The sequence below is a fragment of the Pedobacter sp. SYP-B3415 genome (genome assembly GCF_004138205.1).
Lineage (GTDB): Bacteria > Bacteroidota > Bacteroidia > Sphingobacteriales > Sphingobacteriaceae > Pedobacter.
In genome coordinates this window covers 270,309-294,671 of record NZ_RXNQ01000035.1, presented here as the reverse complement: position 1 = coordinate 294,671, position 24,363 = coordinate 270,309, and the positions used below count along the sequence as shown (strand labels likewise).

At 51.5% G+C, this 24,363-nt stretch carries 15 protein-coding genes; 14 read left to right on the top strand and 1 reads right to left on the bottom strand.

What is annotated here, in order from left to right; genetic code table 11:
• The first annotated feature begins 762 nt into the window (after positions 1–762).
• The 14 genes from EJV45_RS17320 (at position 763) to EJV45_RS17255 (ending at position 23,532) form a co-directional block, all read left to right on the top strand.
• Entirely contained in the window at positions 763–2,166 is a 1,404-nt protein-coding gene (locus EJV45_RS17320; protein ID WP_240755329.1) for a glycoside hydrolase family 140 protein, read from the top strand.
• Positions 2,166–3,095: a glycoside hydrolase family 43 protein gene (locus EJV45_RS17315; RefSeq protein ID WP_240755328.1), complete on the top strand. Its 930-nt coding sequence runs from the start codon at positions 2,166–2,168 to the stop codon at positions 3,093–3,095. Before EJV45_RS17320 ends, EJV45_RS17315 begins: the two co-directional genes overlap by 1 nt.
• Before the next feature lie 141 nt (positions 3,096–3,236).
• A complete protein-coding gene (locus tag EJV45_RS17310; protein WP_129717688.1) occupies positions 3,237–5,054 on the top strand; it encodes a six-hairpin glycosidase in 1,818 nt (605 codons plus the stop codon).
• 7 nt (positions 5,055–5,061) lie between these two features.
• Positions 5,062–6,504 (top strand): sialate O-acetylesterase, encoded by a 1,443-nt coding sequence (locus tag EJV45_RS17305; protein ID WP_240755327.1) that lies wholly within the window; start codon positions 5,062–5,064, stop codon positions 6,502–6,504.
• Positions 6,501–9,278, top strand: coding sequence for a glycoside hydrolase family 2 TIM barrel-domain containing protein (locus EJV45_RS17300; RefSeq protein WP_129717686.1), 2,778 nt, complete (start codon positions 6,501–6,503; stop codon positions 9,276–9,278). Before EJV45_RS17305 ends, EJV45_RS17300 begins: the two co-directional genes overlap by 4 nt.
• On the top strand, positions 9,275–12,013 hold the full coding sequence (locus EJV45_RS17295) for a glycoside hydrolase family 78 protein (RefSeq protein ID WP_129717684.1): 2,739 nt from the start codon (positions 9,275–9,277) through the stop codon (positions 12,011–12,013). Before EJV45_RS17300 ends, EJV45_RS17295 begins: the two co-directional genes overlap by 4 nt.
• Entirely contained in the window at positions 12,010–12,651 is a 642-nt protein-coding gene (locus EJV45_RS17290) for a DUF3826 domain-containing protein (protein WP_129717682.1), read from the top strand. The genes EJV45_RS17295 and EJV45_RS17290 overlap by 4 nt, the downstream gene beginning before the upstream one ends.
• Position 12,652: 1 nt before the next feature.
• Positions 12,653–13,795, top strand: coding sequence for an exo-alpha-sialidase (locus EJV45_RS17285; RefSeq protein ID WP_129717680.1), 1,143 nt, complete (start codon positions 12,653–12,655; stop codon positions 13,793–13,795).
• Entirely contained in the window at positions 13,782–15,212 is a 1,431-nt protein-coding gene (locus EJV45_RS17280; protein WP_240755326.1) for a S9 family peptidase, read from the top strand. Before EJV45_RS17285 ends, EJV45_RS17280 begins: the two co-directional genes overlap by 14 nt.
• Positions 15,209–16,123 (top strand): sugar phosphate isomerase/epimerase, encoded by a 915-nt coding sequence (locus tag EJV45_RS17275; protein WP_240755325.1) that lies wholly within the window; start codon positions 15,209–15,211, stop codon positions 16,121–16,123. The genes EJV45_RS17280 and EJV45_RS17275 overlap by 4 nt, the downstream gene beginning before the upstream one ends.
• Position 16,124: 1 nt before the next feature.
• A complete protein-coding gene (locus tag EJV45_RS17270; protein WP_129717678.1) occupies positions 16,125–18,668 on the top strand; it encodes a right-handed parallel beta-helix repeat-containing protein in 2,544 nt (847 codons plus the stop codon).
• Positions 18,658–19,749, top strand: a complete 1,092-nt coding sequence (locus EJV45_RS17265) for a Gfo/Idh/MocA family protein (RefSeq protein WP_129717676.1) — start codon at positions 18,658–18,660, stop codon at positions 19,747–19,749. The genes EJV45_RS17270 and EJV45_RS17265 overlap by 11 nt, the downstream gene beginning before the upstream one ends.
• Before the next feature lie 9 nt (positions 19,750–19,758).
• A complete protein-coding gene (locus EJV45_RS17260) occupies positions 19,759–21,342 on the top strand; it encodes a sodium/solute symporter (RefSeq protein WP_129717674.1) in 1,584 nt (527 codons plus the stop codon).
• Between the two features lie 12 nt (positions 21,343–21,354).
• Positions 21,355–23,532, top strand: coding sequence for a family 78 glycoside hydrolase catalytic domain (locus EJV45_RS17255; RefSeq protein WP_129717672.1), 2,178 nt, complete (start codon positions 21,355–21,357; stop codon positions 23,530–23,532).
• Here EJV45_RS17255 and EJV45_RS17250 read toward each other — a convergent pair.
• Complete coding sequence (locus EJV45_RS17250; RefSeq protein WP_129717670.1) at positions 23,529–24,314, bottom strand: IclR family transcriptional regulator; 786 nt, start codon at positions 24,312–24,314, stop codon at positions 23,529–23,531. The two genes, EJV45_RS17255 and EJV45_RS17250, sit on opposite strands and share 4 nt — an antisense overlap.
• Positions 24,315–24,363 lie beyond the last annotated feature (49 nt).

Sequence of the window (24,363 nt, the reverse complement as noted above, 5' to 3'; positions counted from 1 at the left end):
GTCCGGTAAAAAATGTACTTTTAGGCATAGTTTATTTTTGTTGTGTGGTAACTCCAAATCTAAAAACTATAGGGGGCTTCGGCCCCTTTTTTTATGCACTTTTTTTCGGTTTACCGGACAACACTGAGCCATGAATCATGAACCAGGACCTGGGTGGAGGACCCCTCGCTTTGCCAGGCCCGACCAACGCCCCCCCACGCGCCGTCATCCCGAAGCGCGTTTATCTAATCCCTTTGTTCCGGGAACGCAACGGCGAGGGATCCCCTGCGAAGAGGTAGCGGCGAACGTTTTCCAATGAGACTAAGGAAAAAAGAACCAGGATGAAAGACCACGGCGCCTAACCCCTCAATCGCCATAAGCGGCCGAGTGGGTTGCTTTCTCAGGACTCAAATCTCAAATCTCAAATCTATAGCAGTTGCACCACGTCCAGATACGAACTACGAATACCTGATTACCACACAAAGTCTCCTGTCTCAAATCTGACAAACACTCATGCTTCAGTCTCGGACGAATATTTTTTAATTAAAATTCGTTTGCTAATGAATATTGTCTTTATATTTAAATGTTCGGTTGACGGTTATTCATGTCTTCCGACTGATTAACCCGCATGCACCGGCATGCTACCTGTACAACAGGCTAACCAAATATTAAAAACTGCTGACTGCGATGCCCTCGCGGAAGCACATCATAACAATGAAGCACCTTGATAATAAACCAGGGCCTTGCCGGCCAGTTAGCAGCCTGAAACGAACGGCGTTTTCTTTGAGGTATCAATCTCTGTATATACTGGCAGGTCTGTTTGGTTTATGTCTTTTTGTGGCCTGCAAGCAGGAAAAAGCAGCGGCTGATCCCTGGCTCAGCGTGTCCGAAAACCGCCGCTTTTTAACCACTGGCGATGGGAAACCGTTTTTCTGGCTCGGTGACACCGGCTGGCTTCTGTTTCGCAAACTGAAGCGCGAGGAAGCTAACGAGTACCTCGACGACCGCCGTAAAAAAGGTTTCAACGTCATTCAGGTCATGGTCATCCATGACCTGCCGCAAATGAATGCCTACGGTGATTCTGCAATAAGCCGGAATGATCTGTCCAGGCCACTGTTAACGAAAGGCAGCGATCCGGCAGACAGTCTTCAGTATGATTACTGGGACCATGCCGATTACATCATCGACCTGGCCGCAAAAAAGGGACTCTACATGGCGCTGGTGCCGGTATGGGGCTCAAACGTGAAGAGCGGAAAAGTAACCGCGCAGCAAGGCGCTGCCTTTGCAGAATTTCTGGCTAAAAGATACCGTAACCGCTGGAACATTATCTGGCTGAACGGTGGAGATATCAAAGGCACCGATGGCATGCCGGTATGGAATGCAATAGGCGAGAACCTGAGGAAACACGATGCAAAGCACCTTATCACCTTTCATCCGCGCGGAAGGACCACCTCTTCGGCCTGGTTTCACAACGCCCCCTGGCTGGATTTTAATATGTTCCAGTCCGGTCACCGGCGCTACGATCAGGATACGTCTGCAAAAGAAAAACTTCACTACGGCGAAGACAACTGGCGTTATGCAGCAGGCGATTATGCGATGACGCCGGTCAAACCAACCATCGACGGCGAACCATCTTATGAAGACATTCCGCATGGTCTTCATGATACGCTTGAGGTAAGGTGGAAACCTGCCGATATCAGGCGCTATGGGTACTGGTCGGTATTTGCGGGTGGTTTTGGTTACACCTATGGGCATAATTCGGTCATGCAGTTTTATCGCAAAGGGGATAAGGCCTCTTACGGGCCGAGAGCAACATGGCAGGAGGCCTTGCAGGCGCGCGGTGCAACCGAGATGGTGTATCTGAAAAAACTTATGCTTTCCAGGCCCGTTCCGGAACGTGTGCCCGACCAGTCGCTCGTTAGCAATATCGGCAAAATGAAATACGACCGTGTGGTGGCAACGCGTGGCAAAACGTATGCATTCATTTACAGCTACACCGGTGCAGATTTTCAGGTAAACATGGGCAGGATACCCGGCAGCAGGATTAAGGCCGCCTGGTTCGATCCCCGGACAGGCAGGGAGCAGGATTTAGGCGAAATTGAAAACATTGGTGTAAAAACGTTCAATCCCCCGGGAACTCCCGCTGCCGGCAACGATTGGGTGCTTATTTTAGATAGCAAGATATAGTGAAAACGCGGCTGTACATATCGGCTTTCCTTGTGGCACTGCTGCTCGCCAGTGGGTGTAAAAGCCGCGCCTATCTGTTTACGTCGTTTCAGGAACCGGCTACAGACGGACTGCGTTTGTTGTATAGCCGGGATGCGCTGCACTGGCAGGATCTTGATACCGTTTTCCTTAAACCCACGATCGGACAGCAGCGCGTGATGCGCGATCCGTCTATGGTGAAAGGCCCTGACGGCACGTTCCACCTGGTCTGGACCAGTAGCTGGAAAGGCGATAAAGGTTTCGGTTACGCCAGTTCAAAAGATCTCCTGAACTGGTCTGAACAACGGTTTATTCCCGTAATGGCGCACGAACCGGCTACCGTAAACGTCTGGGCCCCGGAGCTCTTCTATGATGACGAAAGCCAAAGATTTTTGATTATCTGGGCTTCGACTATTCCTGGTCGTTTCCCGAGAGGGGTTGAAGCGGAAGACAATAACCACCGAATGTATATGACAAGCACCGCCGATTTCAAAACATTTTCGGCGACACGCCTTTTTTACGATCCGGGTTTCAGCGTAATTGATGCGGTGATCCTGAAACGCGCTCCCGGAAGTTACGTCCTGGTCCTGAAAGATAATACCCGTCCGAACCGCAATATGAAAATAGCGTTCGGCAGATCGGCTTCCGGACCCTGGAGCAAGGCGTCTGAAAGCTTTACTCCAAAATTAACCGAAGGACCAACCGCTGTACGGCGGGCTAAAGATTGGCTGATCTACTTTGATGCCTACGGCGATAAAATGTACCCGGCCAGAAAAACCAGCGATTTTAAAACATTCAAAGACATAAGTGCGGAAGTCAGCCTGCCTGAAGGCCATAAACACGGAACCATTGTACCGGTACTCAAAAGCCAACTCAAAAAACTGCTCCGTGCGGTGAATAAGGTGCCGTGAGTTGATGTACAGACCATCCAGGTTAAACCTGACAGCAGCGGCGCACGCTGAGGAACGAGGCGGTACAGCGAATGGCAGGACTGCTGTGACCCAAGTATGACGGAGCCTGCTTTCCGGAAAAGGCAGTACCAAAATGACGACATGAAGAAACGTATTCTTTTTTTTCTGATGACATGGACATTTCAGCAGCTTGCGGCGCAGGATACCGTGCGTTATACCGGCAAGACGCTTGTAAATGCCGATTATCACCATGGCCAGCTAAGCCCTGTAATGGGTGTGCACAATATCCAGACCTTTCGTGCAAACCGCGAACACCCTGAGCTGGCAGAAGACTTTGGCTGGACGTATAACCATGCGCCCATGCTTGCTCATTGGCGGGGTAAATTTTACCTGGAGTACCTGAGTGACCGTGTGGGTGAGAGTATTCCGCCGGGACAGACCTTTCTTCAGACATCGGCCGATGGTTACAGCTGGTCGCGTCCGCAGGTCGTTTTCCCTGTTTACCGGATTCCTGATGGTACGCGTAAGGAAGGGCACCCCGGCGTAGCCAAAGACCTTGATGCCGTGATGCACCAGCGCATGGGATTTTTCGTATCGAAAAAAGATGTGCTGCTGGTTCTCGGCTTTTACGGCATTTGCCTGGATGAAAAAGACGATCCGAACGATGGCAAGGGAATTGGCCGCGTGGTCAGGGAAGTGAATGCCGACGGCAGTTTTGGTGCGATCTATTTCATTCGCTACAATCCGGGCTGGTCTGAAGCCAATACCCGCTACCCGTTCTATACAAAAAGTAAAAACAAAAACTTCGTCGCGGCTTGTGATGAATTGCTTTCGAATCCGCTCATGATGCAGCAATGGAATGAAGAGGCAGACCGGAAAGACCCCCTGATTCCACTGAAAAAACAGTACAAGGCCTTCAGTTATTACCACCTCGCTGACGGACGTGTAGTTGGCCTCTGGAAAAACGCGCTTACCGCCATTAGCACGGATCATGGTAAAACCTGGCCCGAAAATGCGGTCAGGGCGCCTGGTTTTGTCAATGGCACAGCCAAGATCTGGGGACAGCGCACCAGCGACGGCCGGTTTGCTGCGGTGTATAATCCGTCAGAGTACCGTTGGCCGCTTGCCGTCTCGACGAGTGATAACGGGCTGGAATACAAAGATCTTTTGCTGGTAAATGGCGAAATTTCGCCCATGCGTTATGGCGGAAACTATAAATCATACGGCCCCCAGTACATTCGGGGGATTGTTGAAGGCAATGGCAAGCCGGCTGATGGCAAAGTGTGGCTGACTTATAGCATGAATAAGGAGGATATCTGGGTTTCTTCTGTTCCGGTGCCGCTGCGCAGTCAGGCAACCGCTCACGTGGACGACGACTTCAGCGTATTGCCGAAGGGCCGGGAACTGGAAAACTGGAATATCTACAGTCCGCTGTGGGCACCCGTCAACGTAAGGAACAACAGCCTGGTCCTTGAAGACAAAGATCCTTTCGATTATGCAAAGGCAGAGCGATTATTCCCTGAAGCAACCAGGCTCAGGGTAGAGTTTAAGCTGACCCCGGCAGATGCAAAGGGTCTGCTGGCAGTTGAACTGCAGGATGCAAAAGGTACTGCGGCACTTCGGCTAACGCTCGACAGTACAGGTACGATCAGTGCCAAAGCAGGTTCACGATATAAGAATTTTGGTAACTATAAAGCCGGTGAAACCATGTCAGTGGCAATCAGGCTGAACACCGGGAACCGTTTTTATACCATATCAATGAATGGCAAGGACGTATTGACCAGTTTAACCTTTGTACCCGTTGCCTCGGTATCACGGTTGGTTTTCCGAACCGGCGAAGTACGGCGTTTCCCGGATGTCGATACGCCCGCAGATCAAACCTATGACCTGAAGCATGCAGGTGAAATGGCGCCGAATCACCGGTACAGCATTCATATGGTCAAAACCTCAACCTTTTAATTCTGCTATGAAAAAATATCTCCAGGGTTTATTGTTCGTTTTTTTTACCGCTGTTATGCCGGCTTCAGCGCATATTTTGCTGCCGCAGATCCTCTCGTCAGGTATGGTGTTGCAGCGCGACGAACCGGTAAAGATCTGGGGCTTTGGAGCAGCCGGCGAAGAAGTAACAGTCAGTTTTGCAGGACAAAACCTTGCAACGGCGGCAGACGCCAGCGGCAACTGGCATGTCACCCTCGCAGCGATGGCAGCTTCTGCTGAACCGCGCGTGCTTGAGATCAAAGGCAGTAATATCATTCGCCTGGAAAATGTACTGGTAGGAGAGGTCTGGCTGTGTTCCGGTCAATCGAACATGGAATATGCCATGCGTAAACTTGCAAAAATACCGGTGCCGGCAAATAAAAGTCTCGGATTTCCAAAGAACGAAGCAGAAACAGCCACTAACCCGCTGATCCGGATTTTCTTAGTCAACCGGAAAACCCTTTCAAAGCCAGATTCAATACACAAAAGCTGGAGTGTAGCGCGCGATTCGGCCTTGCGCTCATTTTCTGCGGTCGGATATTTCTTTGCAAAAGAGCTGCAGCACAGGCTCGGGATACCGGTTGGGATGATTTCTTCAGCGGTTAGCGGCAGCGCCATCGAACCCTGGGTTCCGGCAAACGCCTTCGATACAGAAGAATTTTTCCGGTCGCGGCCGGGCAATGATCCGGGCAAGTTCTACAGCACGATGATCGAGCCCCTTGCAGATTTTCCCGTTCGCGGATTTCTCTGGTACCAGGGCGAAACCAACTGTTTCCTGAACGAAGATCTGAGCTACAGCTATAAACTGAAGACACTGATCAGCGCCTGGCGGCGGGCCTGGAAAAAGCAACTGCCCTTTTACGTTGTGCAGATTGCGCCGTACGATTACAGCACGGCAAAGGGGAAGGTAGCGCTCGATTCAACGACCCTGCCCCGCTTCTGGGAAGCGCAGGCGCAGGTACTCCGTTTGCCCCAGACGGGCCTGGTGGTAACCACCGATCTGAATGATAAGGGAACGGAACTGCACCCCGGTTATAAATGGGAAATCGGGCGCAGGCTGGCCCTGCAGGCCCTCTCGCAAACTTACAGACAACCGGTTGCTTATTCGGGTCCGGTATTCAAATCAGCAAAAACGCGCAAAAGTACAGTCATCCTCTCGTTCGATTACGCTGCCGGGCTGAAATCTGCAGACGGTAAGCCATTTACAGGGTTTGAACTTGCCGGTCAGGATGGCGTCTTTTATCCTGCATCTGCTAAACTGAGCGGCGATAGAATCATACTTTCCTCATCAGCCGTGATCCGGCCACACCAGGCGCGTTTTGCGTGGCATGAGCGCGGCCATGATAACCTGACGAATGCAACAGGCATACCCGCCATGCCTTTCCGGACCGAAAATCCGCTTTACAAGAAATTCAACCCTGCTACAAAATGATCCGATCAACGCCGCTGTTCCTGTTTTTCCTCTTCTTTTCGTTTGTTGTTTCAGCACAACAAACCGAACGGCAATACCTGTCGGGAACCGGAAGTGACCGCACGGTAAATTGGGATTTTTTCTGTACCGGGGGAATGAATGCCGGCAAATGGACAAGCATCCCGGTACCGTCCAACTGGGAATTACAGGGCTTTGGCACATATAATTATGGTTTTTCGAAAGAAGCCACACGGGGCAAAGAGCAGGGAAAGTACCGGTATCGTTTCACCGTGCCGGTTTCCTGGAAAGACCGGGTAAACAAACTTGTGTTTGAGGGTGTCATGACCGATGCCGAAGTAAAACTAAACGGCAAACCGGCCGGGGCCGTACACCAGGGCGCGTTCTATGTTTTTAGCTACGACGTTAGCTCACTCCTGAAATATGATGCAGAAAATCTTCTCGAAGTAACAGTCTCAAAACATTCCGCAAATCAGAGCGTAAACGAGGCTGAAAGAAAAGCTGACTTTTGGATTTTCGGGGGCATTTTTCGCCCCATTTATCTTAGTTCCGTGCCGGTGGCACACATTGAACGCGTTCAGCTCGACGCCCGTGCAGATGGCACTTTGCGTGCAGCCGTTCATACTACCGGGCCGGCTGACGAGGTTGAGCTCACACTGACTGCTGCAAACGGCAAAACCTTTGGTCGAAAAACCCGCTTCTCCCTGACCGGTAACCGGACACAGTTTGAAGCGGTGTTCAGCAAACCCGACCTCTGGAGTGCAGAATTCCCGCATCTGTACCTGGCGACATTCAAACTGCTCAGGAAAGGCCGTGTGCAGCATGTTCTTCAAAAGAAGACCGGTTTTCGTACGATCGAGGTGCGCCGGCGTGATGGCGTTTATGTTAACGGGAAAAAGATCCGTTTCAAAGGAGTAAACCGTCACTCGTTTCATCCGAATTCTGGTCGCACGACGAGTAAGGCAATCAGTATAGCCGACGTCAGGCTGATCAAAGACATGAATATGAACGCCGTCCGTATGTCGCACTACCCGCCAGACGGTCATTTTCTCGATGTTTGTGATTCCCTGGGATTATATGTGATGGATGAGCTGGCCGGCTGGCATGGACACTACAACGATACGACCGGGAAAAAATTATTAAAAGAAATGTTCCGGACCGACGAAAACCATCCCTCGATTATTTTCTGGGCTAACGGGAACGAGGGCGGTCACAACCGGACATTTGATACCGAATTCAACGAACTCGATATACAGAAACGACCTGTTGTTCACCCCTGGGAAGTGTTTGGCGGTTTTGAAACTACCCATTACCGGGAGTTCAATTATGGAATAGGGAATTATGATCATGGCCATAACATCGTTATGCCGACCGAATTTTTGCATGGCATGTTTGACGGGGGGCACGGCGCCGGCATTGAAGATTATTGGAACGCCATGCTGCGTAACCCGCTATCTGCCGGAGGTTTCCTATGGGATCTTGCCGACCAGGCCATTGTTCGCACCGATCGAAATAATCTGCTTGATACCGACGGAAACCACGCTCCCGATGGCATCGTCGGTCCGTATCATGAAAAAGAAGGGAGTTATTTTACAATTAAGGAAGTCTGGAGCCCCGTTTACATCGAACCGCGGGAAATAACGCCATACTTCGACGGGCGTCTGACTATTGAAAACAGGTATGATTTTACCAATCTGAACCGCTGCGGCTTCAGTTGGAAGCTAAAGACTTTTGCAGATGGCCCGGTGCCGGTTCGCACAGATTCCGGTTCGGTAGCCGCTCCTGCGGTGGCTCCGGGCGCTAAAGGCACCCTGCAGTTGCAGCTCCCTGCGGGCTGGCAAAACCATGATGTTTTATACGTTACTGCTACAGGCGCCGACGGCCGGGAGTTATTTACCTGGACATATCCGGTTAAACCTCCGGCAGAAAAAGCCATTCCAATGCTTGTAAAAGCAGCTGCCGGAAAGCCGGTCGTGAGCGAAACCTCCGGGTATTTCGAAATCACAGCAGCAGGACTGACCTATCGCATAGACCGTCAGAGCGGGCTGCTGAAAGATGTAAAAACAACACAGGGCATTCTTCCCTTCGCAAACGGCCCTGTTATTCAGGAAGGCCAAAACAATTTCAAAAATTTTACGCTCGTTCAGGAGGGAGACAGCGTCGTTATTGCCTCAACCTTCGATAAAAAGGAAAGTTATAATACCCTGCGCTGGACAGTCTTTGCTTCCGGTCTGCTAAAAATGGAGGTTGCCTACTTCCCCGGTGCATATTTCAGCACTTTCGTCGGACTGAACTTCTCCTATCCGGAAGACGAAATCAGCGGTGTTGACTATTTTGGTCGCGGACCGTACCGCGTATGGAAAAACCGGATGAAGGGTCAGCAGCTCGGTGTATGGCATAAGGATTACAACACATCCGCCACCGGCGAGGTACCTTTCCAGTATCCGGAATTCAAAGGTTATCATGCAAATATGTACTGGTGTAAATTTATAGGGAAGCGTCAGTCGTTCAAGGTAATTACTGACCAGGAAGATGTTTTTTTACGCCTGTTTACGCCAAAAAAATCAAAAGACACCGAATATGACAACATGAGCCCGACTTTCCCTGCGGGTGATATTTCATTCATGAATGGTATCTCTGCAATCGGCACCAAGACACAAAAGCCTGAGACTACCGGACCGATGGGCATGAAGCACGTTTTTTATGACTTTGAGAAGGAACCCGCAAGAGCTTTACATATGTCGCTTTATTTCGATTTTAATCCCGACCGGAAATGAGAAAAATCCTGAGTGTTTTTCTGATCGCAATTTTTGCTTCTGCAGCCGTGCTCGCGCAGCCCGAAGCCGGGTCGCTTCGCTGTGAAGGGCTGATCAATCCGGAAGGTTTGGGTACGGCAACGCCAAGATTCAGCTGGCGTTTTACCGGCGGCGGTACAGATCTGAGGCAACAGGGCTACCAGATTATGGTGGCCGGTTCGGCTGAAAAGTTAGCTGCAAACGAAGCCGATATCTGGGATTCAGGCCGGGTACGCGCAGACCTGTCGCACCAGGTAAAGTTCGCAGGGAAGGCGCTAAAGAGCCGGCAGCGGGTTTTCTGGAAAGTGCGGGCCTGGACAACCGATGGGGAAACACAATGGTCGGAGCCTGCTTCGTTCAGCCTGGGGCTTCTGTTCGCGGGCGACTGGAAAGGGCGCTGGATCGGTCTGGACAGGTCATTTTCCTGGGATAGTGAGACTCAGTTTTCCCGGCTTTCGGCGCGGTATTTCCGGAAGGAGATTCTTGTCAAAAAAAAGCTGCGCAGGGCAACGGCGTACATTATCGGACTCGGTCTGTATGAAGGATTCATAAACGGTAAAAAACTTGGTGACCAGGTGCTGGCCCCGGTACCGACAGATTACAGCCGTTCGGTGGCCTACAATACCTTCACGCTGGAAGATAAGCTGCATGAAGGCAAAAATACCATCGGGATTATTCTCGGTAACGGCAGGTATTATACCATGCGGCAGGCATACAAGCCCTACAAGATCAAAACGTTCGGTTACCCGAAGCTGCTTGTAAATATTGATCTCGACTATATCGACGGTTCTTCTGAAACCATCACAACAGATGATAGCTGGCGGGTCACCGCAGATGGTCCAATCAGATCGAACAATGAATATGACGGGGAAATTTTTGACGCCCGTAAGTCCATGCCCGGCTGGAATGTCAACGGTTTTGATGATCGCAAGTGGCTCAAAGCCGAATTTGTGCAGGAACCGGGCGGCATGCCTGTTGCCCAGACAACGCCCGGCATGAAGGTTACCGGCGTATTGCAGCCAGCCGGCATCACGCGTACAAAAAGCGGAACTTACATCCTGGATATTGGTCAGAATATAGCCGGCTGGATCCGCATGCGCGTAAAGGGACAGGCAGGCCAGCAGGTTACGCTTCGCTTTGCCGAGAGTCTGAACGCAGACGGAAGCCTTTATACCGAAAACCTGCGCGATGCAAAATCTTCCGACCAGTATACCCTGCGTGGTGGCGCCCGGGAAACATGGAATCCAACCTTTGTTTACCATGGCTTTCGTTTTGTTGAGGTAACGGGGTATCCCGGTGTTCCGCGAAAGGAAGATTTTGATGCATGCGTGGTCCACGATGCGGTTACGCAAACCGGAAACTTTTTAACCGACAATAAGGTGATCAACCAGGTTTACCGCAATGCAGTCTGGGGAATCAGGGGGAATTATAAGGGCATGCCGGTCGACTGTCCGCAGCGCAACGAAAGGCAACCCTGGCTTGGCGACCGGAGTACCGGTGCGTATGGCGAGGCGTTTGTGTTTGACAATGCCGGGCTGTATGCAAAGTGGCTGAACGACATCCGGGAGTCGCAGCGGGCCGATGGGAGTATTCCGGATGTTGCGCCGGCCTTCTGGCGCTACTACAGCGATAATGTGACCTGGCCCGGTACGTATCTGCAGGTCGCAGACATGTTACTAACTCATTTCGACGACGAAGTATCCCTGCGTGACCACTATCCTGCCATGAAAAAGTGGATCGATTACATGTGGACGCGATACGCTGACAATGAGCTCGTGAAAAAAGATAAATACGGTGACTGGTGTGTTCCGCCCGAAGCAAAAGAGCTGATCCATGCAAAAGACCCCGCCCGCCTGACCGACGGCGGACTCATAGCCGCAGCCACGTACTACCACCTGCTGACACTCATGCAAAAGTTTGCTGAACGGCTTGGTGAAGAACAGGACCTTACAAACTTTAGGGATCGCGCAACACGCACAAAAGAAGCATTTAACAAAACGTATTTCGACGCAGGTAAACATGCCTACGGCAATGGTACGGTAACAGCACAACTGCTGCCGCTGGCTTTCGATATGGTTTCCTTACAGGAGCGGGCTGAAGTTTTCGGGACTCTTGTAAACAGGCTTACAGGGCCGGATCAAAGCCATATTTCAACTGGCGTTATCGGCACGCAATACCTCATGCGTACACTAAGCCGCTTTGGCCGCACCGACCTGGCTTACCGCCTGGCAACAAATACCGGATATCCAAGCTGGGGTTACATGGCCGAAAACGGCGCCACGACCATCTGGGAGCTCTGGAACGGCAACACCGCCAGTCCGAAAATGAATTCGCAAAACCACGTCATGCTGCTGGGCGACCTGCTGATCTGGTATTACGAAAACCTGGCCGGTATCCGCGCAGCGCAGCCGGGTTATAAAGAGATCGAAATGAAACCTGAACCGGTTGATGGTCTTAACACGGTGCAGGCCTCACTCGAAACGCCTTATGGTACCGTTCGCAGTGAATGGAAGCGTACCGGCAATAAGTTTCAATGGCAGGTTACCGTTCCGCCGAATTCGGAAGCAAAAATATATGTGCCGGCGGCTCGCAGATCTGCAGTATCCGGGCATGACAAAAATAATAAGGAACAAAAGTTTGATATGGAGCGTGACCGGGCGGTCTTTACACTTGGTTCGGGTACCTATGTGTTTAGCTCTGAAATTTCAGAAACATGATGAAAATTAAAATGATCTGCTTCTCAATGCTGGTTTGCACCGCACTCGGAAGCAAAGCGCAGGATGCTGAATCGAATAAAAAAGCCGCCGAATGGATTGCCGGCCTCAACCTGACCGGCGACCAGGCAAAACGTGTCGGCACAGCCATCGCTACGCACCTTACGCAGGTGCGCGACTGGCACAACAATCACCCGGCGTCTACAGTACCTGCAGGAATTAATCCTGCAACGGGCAATAAGCTCAGCGAACTTGACAGACAGATTATTGCAGATTCGGCTATGCCCGACTCGGTACACCGCAACCTGATGGCGGCCCTTGGCAGAGACCTGAAGCCGGAGCAAATAGAAGAGATCCTGGATAAGTACACGATTGGCAAGGTAGCTTTCACATTAAAAGGTTACCAGGCAATTGTACCTGATCTGACCGCTGCCGAGACAGAGAAGATTACAGCGTACCTGAAACAGGCGCGCGAGCAGGCCATTGATTATAAAAATATGAAACAGATCTCGGCGATCTTCGAGATCTACAAAACCAAATGCGAACAGTACCTGAACAGCAATGGCCGCAACTGGCGACAGCTGTACAGTGATTACACAAAAAAAATCAAGGCCGAAAAGGCGGCTAAAAAACCGAACTAGTATGGGATTCCGAAGTATAGTTTATCCGGCGTTCATAATTGCCTGTTCACTCGTAGTCAGGAATGCGCATGCACAGGTTGAAAAGTGGCAGCAGGGGCTGATCAAAGCAGAATTTTTGTATGAAAGTGCGCCTTTTCCATCCTGCCACTCTGCAACAATTGCCGAAACCCCGGCGGGCCTGGTAGCAGCCTATTTTGGCGGCACAAAGGAGCGTGCGCCTGACGTGGAAATTTACATCAGCCGGCAGGAAAACGGCAAATGGCTGCCGCCTGTTTCGGTCGCGGACGGTGTGCAGCCTGATGGAAAGCGCCTGCCGACCTGGAATCCGGTTTTATACCAGGTGCCCCGGGGCGAACTGATGTTGTTTTATAAGATCGGACCAAAACCCTCAGAATGGTGGGGAATGCTTAAGCGCTCGACGGATGGCGGGAAGACCTGGTCTGCAGCTGTCCGGTTGCCGGTCGGCAATATTGGTCCTGTAAAAAACAAACCTGTGCTGCTAAACAACGGACAACTATTAGCGCCCTCCAGCAGGGAAGGCAACGGGTGGACACTGCACATCGAAAGCACCGCTGATGCGGGTAAAACCTGGCGAAACATTGGTCCGCTCAATCGTAATGGTCTTGATGCCATTCAGCCAAGTGTGCTTATTCACAAGAACGGGAAACTGCAGCTGCTGGCCCGTTCACGGAACCGCGCGTTGGTTGAATCCTGGTCTGATGATCTTGGTGAAACCTGGAGCCCCCTTGCAAAGACCAGCTTGCCGAATAACAACTCGGGCACAGACGCTGTAAGCCTTGCCGATGGCCGTCATGTGCTGGTCTATAACCATGTGCTGCCACCGGGCGAACTGGCAAAAGGACCGCGTACGCCGCTGAACGTATCGGTTAGCAAAGATGGCAGACAATGGTTTGCCGCGCTGATCCTTGAAGATTCGCCGGTCAGCCAGTATTCTTACCCGGCTGTGATCCAGACCAGCGACGGGATGCTTCATTTTATCTACACCTGGCGCAGGCAGAAGATCAAACACGTGGTGGTTGATCCCGCCAAACTCCGGCTAAGAAAAATAAAGAACGGCAAGTGGCCTGAACTGAAAGGGTATGCCGCCCCGGTAATCACCGAGACAAAAAATGAAGAAAGTTAAACCTGAACAAATTATGCGGAGTTTTTTCTCCTTTACTTTCTTATGCTGCTTGCTGTTTTTAAACCGGCCGGCTCATGCGCAATCTGACAGCGACCACACCTACAGGAAACCGCTGCAGGAAGTATTGGAGCAGATTAGCCAGCGGTTCGGCGTGAAAGTGAAATACAGCCGCGAACAGGTGAAAGATAAATGGGTAAACTACGCCGGCTGGCGTTTCAGACCTGATCTTAACCAGACATTCGAAGAGGTGCTCAAACCGCTTGACATGAAGGTGAATGATGAAGGCCATGGCGTATACAAACTAAAGGAATACGAATACCATCGTTGGGCACCTGCAGACGGCTGGGCCATGCTTGACAGCCTCTCTAAACGATATCCCAGCCTTGAAAGCTGGGAAAAACGCAAAGCAGCGCTGAAGCCCGCTATTTTTCAGGCACTGCAGCTGTCGCCCATGCCCAGGCCTGCAGCGACTAAACCGGTATTAACCAGGAAGCGGTTGTTTGACGGGTATACCGTCGAAAATATTTCTATTGAACTGATACCCGGTCTTTATCTGAACGGGTCGGTTTATAAGCCGGCAAAGATGAAAGGAAAAGTGCCGGTGGTCATGAGCCCTGACGGCCATTGGGCGGGACACCGCTACCGGAAAGACTGCCAGGTTCGCTGCGCTACACTGGCCCGAATGGGTGCGATGGCTGTCAGTTACGATCTGTTTGGCTGGGGTGAATCGCTTTTGCAATTTAAATCTTCCGACCACAGGCGCAGCCTTGCGATGACCATTCAGACACTTGGCGGGATCCGCATGCTGGACTATATTTACGGTTTGCCGCAAACCGACAGACAACGGATCGCCATCAGCGGCGGCTCGGGCGGGGGCAGCCACACGGTTCTCATGGCTGCTCTTGATGACCGGATTACACTCAGCGCCCCGGTCGTATCCTTATCATCTTACTTTTTTGGCGGCTGCCCCTGCGAAAGCGGTATGCCGATACATTTTGCCGAAGGCGGTACCAATAACGTTGAGCTGGCGGCCATGGCTGCTCCGCGGCCGCAGCTTGTCGTTTCAGACGGACAGGACTGGACCGCACAAATGCCTGAACATGACTTTCCATGGCTTCAGAGGCAGTACGCCCGTTATGGAGCGTCCGCCCTGGTCGAGAATGTGCACCTGCCGAAAGAAGGTCATGACTTCGGCTATTCCAAGCGGAAGGCGTTGTATGACTTTCTCGTCAGGCATTTCAAGCTGGATGCATCCCGGATCAGGACTCATGCCGGCGACTACGATGAAACCGGTTGTACTGTAGAACCCGAGAAGGCGCTTTATGCCTTTGGCGACAACGGCGAGTACCTGCCCGCAACCGCCATCCACGGCTTTGATGAACTCGTTAGTGCCTTTGACAGATACCGGAAGAAATGAAAAAGATGCCAGTTAAAACTGATAGCCGCAGAATATTTCTTCAGCACGCGGCAGCACTGACCGCTGGGACAGTGCTGCTGCCATCATGGCTAAAGGCAGCGCTGAAGCCACCGGTGCCGCGTTACCGGGTAGCGGTAATTGATCTGATGCTGTTGAAAAGGCAAAAGCTTGGTGCCTTTGCACTGGCAGGGCAGATCGGTGCCGACGGTATCGAAATAGACATGGGGGGGCTGGGCAACCGGGAGACTTTTGATAACAAACTTTCAGATCAAGTTATCCGCAGGCAATTTCTTGAGGCAGCCAGGTCGCATCGTCTCGAAATCTGTTCGCTGGCCATGACCGGATTTTATGCCCAATCTTTTGCTGCGCGTCCGGGTTATGAACGGACTGTTGGCGACTGCCTGGATACGATGGAAGAAATGAATATAAAGGTAGCTTTTCTGCCGCTTGGTGTCCAGGGCGACCTGGTAAAATTCCCGCAGCTGCGACCGGTGATGGTAACGCGGCTGCGCAGGGTAGGCGAAATGGCAGCGAAGCGTGGTCTGGTGATCGGTATCGAGACAGCCCTTGATGCGCGCGCTGAACTGAAACTGTTGCGCGACATCGGTTCGGAGGGCATAAAAAGTTATTTCAATTTTTCTAACGCAATAAAGAATGGCCGCGATCTGCACAAAGAACTTCGCATTCTGGGCGGTAAAAACATTATCCAGATTCATGCGACCAATGCAGACGGTGTCTGGCTGCAGCATGACCCTCAAATAGATCTGCCGGCTGTTAAAAAGACACTTGACCGTATGGGCTGGCAGGGCTGGCTGGTGGCAGAGCGTTCGCGCGACCAGCGTGAACCCACCAATGTCCTCAAAAACTTCACAGCCAATACCGCTTACCTGAAATCGATCTTTCAAAAATAAAATGAGAACACTGCTGTTTATCCTTTCGCTGTTGCTGCAGCTTGGCCAGGGGGCTGTCGCGGCGGATATCCATGTGGCACCCGGCGGTTCTGATCGCAATCCGGGAACCCCCGGCGAACCACTTGAAACACTGCACGCGGCTGTCAGGGCTGCGCGCGAAATGCGGCGGCTGAATGATCCTGCAATGAAAGGAGGGATAAACATCCTGGTTCACGCGGGAATTTACCGTCTGCCCGAACCCCTCATTTTACGTCACGAAGATTCTGGGACGGCTGAAAGTCCGACACGTATCAGCAATTTTGGAAGCGGGGAGGTAATCCTGAGCGGAGGGATGCCTGTAGCCGGATGGAAACTGCTTCGTGAGAGAGTTCCGGGGCTGCCAGCTGCTGCCGCAGGAAAGGTTTGGTGGGCGCCCATACCCGGCATTAACGGTCGGCCCGTTGTGTTCAGGCAGCTGTGGGTAAATGGTAAGAAAGCAAGGCGTGCTCAGCTTCAGCGTGGCGGGCATATGGACCGGATTATATCCTGGAATAAAACTGCAGAGACCTGCACCATTGCGGCTCCCGCCGGATTAGATATCGGGCAATTAAAGGGCATGGAAATGATGATCCACCAGTGGTGGGCCATTGCTAACCTGCGCATTAAATCTGTCCGGACACAGGGCAGTTCGGCGGTCTTATCTTTTGAACAACCCGAAAGCCGGATCCAGTCTGAACATCCATGGCCCGCACCGTGGATTTCTGAAGCAACCGGCAACTCGGCATATGTGCTCAGCAATGCCCTTCAATTTCTTGATGAACCAGGCGAATGGTACGCTGATTCCCAGACCGGGCGCTTGTATTTCTGGCCAAACGGCGGACAAGACCCGGCCTCCATGACCGCTACCGTCCCTTTGCTGGAAACATTGCTGCGCGCGGAAGGTACATTGGAAAGACCGGTGCAGCACATACAAATCAGCGGACTCAGTTTTCAGCATAGCACCTGGTTGCGTCCTTCCCAATACGGCCATGTGCCGCACCAGGCCGGCATGTTTATGCTTGACGCCTACAAACTCAAAAAACCGGGCACAGCCGATAAAAAAACGCTCGAAAACCAGGCCTGGGTGGGAAGACCTGCCGCCGCTGTTGATATCGCCCATGCACAGAATCTTCGCATTGATTCCTGCCGGTTCAGCCATATGGCCGCTACAGCGCTCGATTTGCGTCGCGCTACCCGCGAAAACATCATCACAGGCAACCTTTTTGAAGATGTGGGTGGAAGCGCCATCCTTGCAGGGATTTTTTCTGATGAGGCGACTGAAGTTCATATTCCGTTCAACCCTGCTCATGATGCTGAACTGAGCGTGAATGACAGGATCGAAAATAACCTGATCAGTGACGTTACCAACGAAGACTGGGGCTGCGTCGGGATTGGTGCCGGATATGTCCGGGGCATCCGCATCAGGCACAACGAGATCAGGCATGTGAATTATACCGGAATCAGCCTGGGCTGGGGCTGGACCAGCTCGCCCAATGCCATGCGAAATAACCTGGTTGAGGGAAACTACATCCACCACTATGGCCGACAAATGTATGATGTGGCGGGGATTTATACTCTTTCGGCGCAGCCGGGTACGAAAATAACCCGTAACAGGGTAGATAGTATTTACAAGGCACCGTATGCGCACCTTCCGGAACATTGGTTTTACCTCTATAGCGATGAGGGCTCAGCAGGTATGACTGTATCTGAAAACTGGACGCCTGCAGAAAAATATCTTCAGAATGCGAACGGGTCGGGAAATCGCTGGGCGCAGAATGGTCCGCAGGTCCCGGCCGCTATTCGCGAGGCGGCAGGATTGCAGAATACATATCATTATCTGCGTCAAGGGGCTGCTGCTTATCCGGTAAGTCAGCCGGTCAACCTGGTGTCAGGTTACCAGGGTAAGGCGGTCATCTATCAGCTCGAATTCAGAAAAAACCGTTCTTCCGCCGAAGCTTTCAAGGCTTTCTGCCGCGAGAAGGGGCTTCCCTCGACTGTGGTGTATACCTGGAAAAACAGAATAGTCATGTATGTGCCTGCAGCTGAACAGGCTAATGTCTCGAAGAGCATAGCCACAAGCTTCCCCGACGCTGAGGTGATTGTTTTCGACGACCTGGTATACGATTTTAACAGACAGAAATACTGCGGCGTAAAACCGGCGCTGCGCTGGAAACATCACCTGCTTTCGGCCAGTCTCGTCGATGACGAGGAGTTACAGCAGCAATATATCGAAGACCACCGTACGCAGTTTGCCAAATGGCCTGAGGTCGCCAGGGGTTTCTGCCGTGCGCAGTTTCAGCAGCTGCTGGTGTTCAAACACGGCCGGCAATTGATGCTTGTTATCAGCATTCCGGAACATGAACAACTGAACCAGCTGAATCCACTAACTGCCAAAGACAATCCGCGCGTAGATCAGTGGAATGAACGGATGAAAAAATACCAGGAAGGAATTCCCGGAAGCGCAGTTGGCGAGACCTGGGTCGAATTCCTTCCGCTTCAAACCGAAGAAAAGAAAGATGAACATTAACACCAAACTTGGTCTGGGCATTCTTGGCCTGGGCGAAGGCAGAAGTACATTGTCTGCCGCTCTGTCAAGTCCGTTTTATGAGCTGATCGCCGCCTGCGATGTGAACCCTTCGCTTCTTCAGCAAAGAGCGCAGGAGTTTGATTTTCAGAATATGACAACCCGGTACGAAGCCCTCCTGGCCGATGACCGGATTGATGTGATCGCTATTTATACACCCGATCACCTGCACGCTGTGCACGTGGCAGCAGCCTTGCAGCATGGCAAACACGTCATTTGTACCAAACCCTTTATCGACGATCTTTCGGCTGCGCCGGAATTGCTGGCACTTGCAGAAACCTCGGGTAAAAAGGTATTTATTGGTCAGAGTTCGCGCTTTTTTGAACCGGCCAGGCGGCAGCGCCAGGACTTTGAAGCGGGAGAGATCGGGGAGCTGATCACCATCGAAGCGCAGTACCATGCCGATCACCGGTGGTTTCTTCAAAAGGAGTGGTCGCTTAAGGAATCCTTTAAATGGTTGTATGGTGGGTTGAGCCATCCTGTTGACTTTGTGCGGTGGTACTTACCTCATATTGAGGAGGTAATGGGTTATGGTATGCTGAGCAGCAACGGCGCGCGGGCGGGTCTCAAAAATCATGATACGATGCACTTTATTTTCAAAGCCACAGACGGGCGCATTGCCCGGGTAAGCGGCGCGTATACCGGCCCAACACAGCCGGCACTTCGCGACAGCGGCATGAGCACCATTCTGCGCGGAACGCAAGGCGCCAGCCAGGCCGATTACCATGAGTTACGTTATGCACTCACCGACCGCCGGGGCGAAGAGAAACTCATTACCTGGGGTGATTCCGCCCTGAAACACTATTTCCGCTTCGAGGGTCAAAGCCATCATGCAGGTGAATACCAGAATTACCTCGACTACTTTGCGCGATGCCTTTCAGAAGGAATTACGGCCTGGCCAGACATCCGTGAAGGCATCGGCACCGTCGCGCTGCTGCGGGCTATGGACAGTTCGCTGGAAACCGGTAAGCCGGTCAGACTTCGCACCGTGCTTGACGCTGCAGGATTAAAGGGTTCATTTTAAGCCGCTGCCATGAACAACATTTTAGACCGGCTTACAATTTTGGACTATGCCATTGTAGTAATTTATGTTCTGGTGCTGGCCTGGATCGGTTATCGCGCCAGTGTATCCGCGCGTAAGACCGGCGGAACGCTTTTTCTGGCCAATAAGTCGCTAAACTGGTACAGCATCGGCTTCAATATGTGGGGAACGAACGTAGGCCCTTCCATGCTGCTCGCTTTTGCCAGCATCGGTTATAGCACAGGCATCGTCGCGGTCAATTTTGACTGGTACGCCTTTGTGTTTCTCTTTCTGCTTGCCATTGTTTTTGCGCCTAGATACCTTGCTGCCCGCGTTAGTACAATGCCCGGGTTTATGGGGCAGCGTTACGGAGACTCGACACAAAATATTTTGGCCTGGTATGCGCTCGTCAAGATGCTGATCTCCTGGCTTTCACTCGGGCTGTTTGCCGGTGGTTTTCTTGTCAGGCAGATTCTTGGTATACCCATGTGGCAATCGGTAATTGTGCTCGTCTTCTTTTCAGGAATCTTCACCTTTTTTGGCGGCCTTCGCGCCATTGCACGTGTGAATGTCTTCCAGATGATCCTCCTGATCGCTGTATCGCTGGCCCTGAGCTGGATCGGGCTTGACCGGGTGGGCGGCATCAGCGAACTGTATAACCGTACGCCGTCCGCATTCTGGAACCTGGTGCAGCCGGCAAGTGATCCGAAATACCCCTGGTACGCCATATTGCTTGGTTATCCCGTTGCAGCTATTGCCTTCTTTTGTACCGATCAGGCTATGGTGCAATCAGTGCTTGGCGCCCGTAACCTCGAACAGGGGCAGCTGGGCGTAAATTTTATCGGCTGGTTAAAAATCCTCTCACTTCCGCTGTTTATTTTAACAGGTGTTTTATGTTATGTGCTCTTCCCCGGTCTTAAGAATCCCGACGAAGCTTACATGACTATGGTTACAAATCTTTTTCCGCCGGGGCTTAACGGGCTGGTTATTGTCGTGCTTGTGGCGGTACTGGTCGGTACCATCGGCTCGTCGCTCAATTCCCTAAGCACGGTCTTCACGATGGATATTTATGTTAAAAAGATGAATCCGGCAGCAACCGAGAAACAGATCATCCGTGTTGGCCGCTATACCGTTATTGCCGGCTGTATCTTCGCCGTTCTCGTCACCCTGGCTATAGACAACATAAAAGGTTTGAACCTTTTTGATGTTTTTCAGTCTGTACTTGGTTTTATAGCACCGCCGCTTTCGGTAGTCTTTCTCCTGACCGTATTCTGGAAACGCAACAGCCGGCGTGCCGTTAATTTTGTGCTGTCGGCCGGTTCCGTGATCAGCCTCGGCACCGGAGTCCTGTATCTCTGGGTACTTCCGCCCGACCAATACGCTTTCTGGCCGCATTACCTCGTCCTGTCTTTCCTTTTGTTTATGCTGCTTACCATTCTGGCCGTAGCCATTACACTAACAGACCCGGCGCCGGTCGTTTTTAACGGTTCTGCTGCCGCTACAGCGATACCGCGTACAAAAGCACGCGTCTGGCTGGTGTGGGCAGCACTTGCAGTGGTCATGATTGGCTTATATCTCTTTTTTAACGGACATTAAATTCATACCCTGATGTATATTTTCAAAAAACTTTCGAAGTCTGCCTGCCTGTTTCTGTCTTTCTTTTTCATCATGCAAAGCCTGCAGGCGCAAACGGCTTCCTGGATCTGGTATCCCGGCGATTTTGATATCTGGATGAGTAATGTAATGCAGAACCGCCGTACCGAGCGCGGCTCGTTTTTTCCACCGTTCTGGAAAATGGATAGTCACTATGCGCTGGTAGACTTTCACAAGGAGGTAACGGTGCCGGCAGAGGAAGAGGTACTGGTAAAGGTCGAAGGGCAGTACAACCTGAAAATTGACGGTAAAGCCATTCCAGCTTCTCCAGGCACTTTCCGGGTACCCGCCGGCAAACACCGCATCAGCCTGAAAGTTTACAACCAGGCTCACGTGCCTGCTGTTTTCATCCGGGGCAAAACCATCCATTCAGATACCAGCTGGCTGGCAACTTTTGAGGATAAAGAATGGATTGATGCCAGCGGCAAAACCTCCGATAAGTCGGGAACCACTTTCGTTCCTGCGGGCAGCTGGGGGATGACAGACATGGCTGTACTGCCGTCGGCATACCGCCTGCCGGTAAAACCTGTGGAAGCAGTAAAGGTTGAAAAACTTGCAGGCGGATTCATTGCAGATTTTGGCCGGGAAACATTCGGTTTTGTGCGCCTGAAAGGTTTGCGCGGATCAGGCCTGATCACCCTCTATTATGGTGAGTCAAAAGAAGAGGCCCTTTCAAAAGAGTTCTGTGAAACGCTAGACATACTTGATATAAACAATCCCGAAAAACGCGACAGCGTATTATCGCTTTCAAAGGCATTCAGATTTGTACAGGTTGAACATGGCCTGGGCATACAGCTCGATGGCATCGGGATGGATTACGAATTTGCACCGGTAAACAATCGGGGAAGTTTCAGGTGTAATGATGCCGGGATCAACAAAATATGGGACATCGCCAGGTATACATTTGAATTGAACACGCGGGAATTCTTTATTGACGGTATTAAAAGAGATCGCTGGGTGTGGTCTGGTGATGCGTATCAGAGTTACCTGATGAATTATTACGCTTTTTTCGACTCGCCGACAGTGGTACGCACCCTTTGGGCGCAAAGGGGCAAAGATCCCGTAACCGCTCATATCAACACCATCATGGACTATTCGTTCTACTGGTTTCTTGGTATTTATGATTACTACAATTATACGGGCGACAAAAACTTTGTAAAAGCCATTTATCCGCGCATGAAAACACTGATGGAGTTTACTAATAAGCGGCGCAACAGCGAGGGGTTGCTTGAGTGGATGCCGGGCGATTGGGTGTTTATAGACTGGGCAGAAGGTTTGAGCAAAGAAGGCGCTGTAAGTTTCGAGCAGGTGCTCTTTTGCCGGAGTCTGGAAACCATGGCCCTGTGCGCCGACCTGGCAGAAGATACAGCCGCTGCTTTAGCATACCGGACACAGGCGTCGGCACTTCGCGAAAAGATTTTCAGCCTGTATTGGGACGAAAAAAAACAGGCGCTTGTTCATAGCCGAATCAAGGGTAAGCCTGCCGGTAACGTAACACGGTATGCCAACATGTTCGGGATATTTTTCGATTACTTTAATGCACCGCAGAAACAGCAAGTCAAAAAATCCGTCCTGCTGAATAATGACGTTAAGAAGATCACGACCCCCTATATGCGGTTTTACGAATTGGAGGCACTTTGTGCACTTGGCGAACAGACGCTGGTAACCAAAGAAATAAAAGATTACTGGGGCGGTATGCTGAAGCTGGGAGCGACTTCTTTCTGGGAAGAGTACAACCCTGATAAAAGCGGGGCAGGGCACCTGGCTATGTATGGCAGGCCATTTGGTAAAAGTTTGTGCCACGCCTGGGGTGCAAGCCCGCTCTACCTGCTCGGCAAATATTATCTTGGTGTAAAACCGCTTTCGCCCGGTTATGCCACCTATCTGGTTGAACCCAGCCGCGGCGGATTGGAGTGGATTGAAGGTACCGTACCTACCCCAAAAGGCGATGTGCAGGTTTACGCAAGCAGCCGAGAGATTCGTGTCAGGGCTGCCCGAGGCGAAGGCCTGCTGCGCTTTACTAGCAAATCAAAACCGGGCCGTGATGGCGCCAGTGCCCGCAAAACCGGTAACGGCCAATATGAATTAGCACTGCAGCCCGGGAAAAGTTATACCGTAAGCCTGCGCAACTAAAGCGGGAAACCGATCAGACCGATGCGTTGCTCGATTTTAGCGGCGCATTGGTTGGCATGCTCCAGAATCTGGTCCTGGTTGAGTGAGTCGGTGTTGTGCAAGGCGCTGAGCATAGAAATGGTCAGACACGCTACCACGCCGTTCTGATGTCTGCCAATCGGCACTGAAATGTCAGTAACACCTTCTGCCAGATCACTCGGCTTCAGATAAGCGCCGCTGTCGGCAATTGCGTTTAACGAATCGATGAAACGCTGACGGTCAGGTTTCGGATATTTTTTGAAGACGGGGTTAACGGACAGGATTTTTTTGCGTTCCTGCTCAGGCATAAACGCGAGCAGAACGCGGCCCGAGGCTGTAAGCGGCAACGGAAACAGGTTCCCTTCTTCGATTGAGAGCGCAATAGGCCCTGGACTCTTTGCATGAATAACGACCATGACCTGATTCATATACAAGATGCTCATGTGGCAGGACTGCCGCACCGTGTTGGCCAGCTCCTCCAGCGGAAACTGCGCAGCCTTTCGCAGCTCGTCTATCGGTGAATGCCGGTGCGAGAGATAAAAAAGTTTCAGCGAAAGCCTGTATTTTCCCGAAACTTCGTCGCGCAGCACATAACCTCTTCCTTCAAGGCTCATGAGCATACGATAAATTTCGTTCGGACTGCGGGAGATACCCGTTGCAATTTCGGTCTGCGAGAGCGGTACCGATTGAGAAGATAAATATTCGAGAATGTCAAGGCCCTTATCCAGAGCGGGTGCCTGATATTTTGACTCGGTTTCTTTCATATACCTGGTTAATTCATTCAAACATACAAAAATGCGATGTTTTTATTTC

What these genes read in the sequence shown, in the direction of transcription:
- EJV45_RS17295 (WP_129717684.1), top strand. Translation starts at nt 9,275, where the DNA reads ATGAGAAAAATCCTGAGTGTTTTTCTGATCGCAATTTTTGCTTCTGCA.
- EJV45_RS17265 (WP_129717676.1), top strand. Translation starts at nt 18,658, where the DNA reads ATGAACATTAACACCAAACTTGGTCTGGGCATTCTTGGCCTGGGCGAA.
- EJV45_RS17260 (WP_129717674.1), top strand. Translation starts at nt 19,759, where the DNA reads ATGAACAACATTTTAGACCGGCTTACAATTTTGGACTATGCCATTGTA.
- EJV45_RS17305 (WP_240755327.1), top strand. Translation starts at nt 5,062, where the DNA reads ATGAAAAAATATCTCCAGGGTTTATTGTTCGTTTTTTTTACCGCTGTT.
- EJV45_RS17300 (WP_129717686.1), top strand. Translation starts at nt 6,501, where the DNA reads ATGATCCGATCAACGCCGCTGTTCCTGTTTTTCCTCTTCTTTTCGTTT.
- EJV45_RS17290 (WP_129717682.1), top strand. Translation starts at nt 12,010, where the DNA reads ATGATGAAAATTAAAATGATCTGCTTCTCAATGCTGGTTTGCACCGCA.
- EJV45_RS17275 (WP_240755325.1), top strand. Translation starts at nt 15,209, where the DNA reads ATGAAAAAGATGCCAGTTAAAACTGATAGCCGCAGAATATTTCTTCAG.
- EJV45_RS17270 (WP_129717678.1), top strand. Translation starts at nt 16,125, where the DNA reads ATGAGAACACTGCTGTTTATCCTTTCGCTGTTGCTGCAGCTTGGCCAG.
- EJV45_RS17250 (WP_129717670.1), bottom strand. Translation starts at nt 24,314, where the DNA reads ATGAAAGAAACCGAGTCAAAATATCAGGCACCCGCTCTGGATAAGGGC.
- EJV45_RS17310 (WP_129717688.1), top strand. Translation starts at nt 3,237, where the DNA reads ATGAAGAAACGTATTCTTTTTTTTCTGATGACATGGACATTTCAGCAG.
- EJV45_RS17280 (WP_240755326.1), top strand. Translation starts at nt 13,782, where the DNA reads ATGAAGAAAGTTAAACCTGAACAAATTATGCGGAGTTTTTTCTCCTTT.
- EJV45_RS17285 (WP_129717680.1), top strand. Translation starts at nt 12,653, where the DNA reads ATGGGATTCCGAAGTATAGTTTATCCGGCGTTCATAATTGCCTGTTCA.
- EJV45_RS17255 (WP_129717672.1), top strand. Translation starts at nt 21,355, where the DNA reads ATGTATATTTTCAAAAAACTTTCGAAGTCTGCCTGCCTGTTTCTGTCT.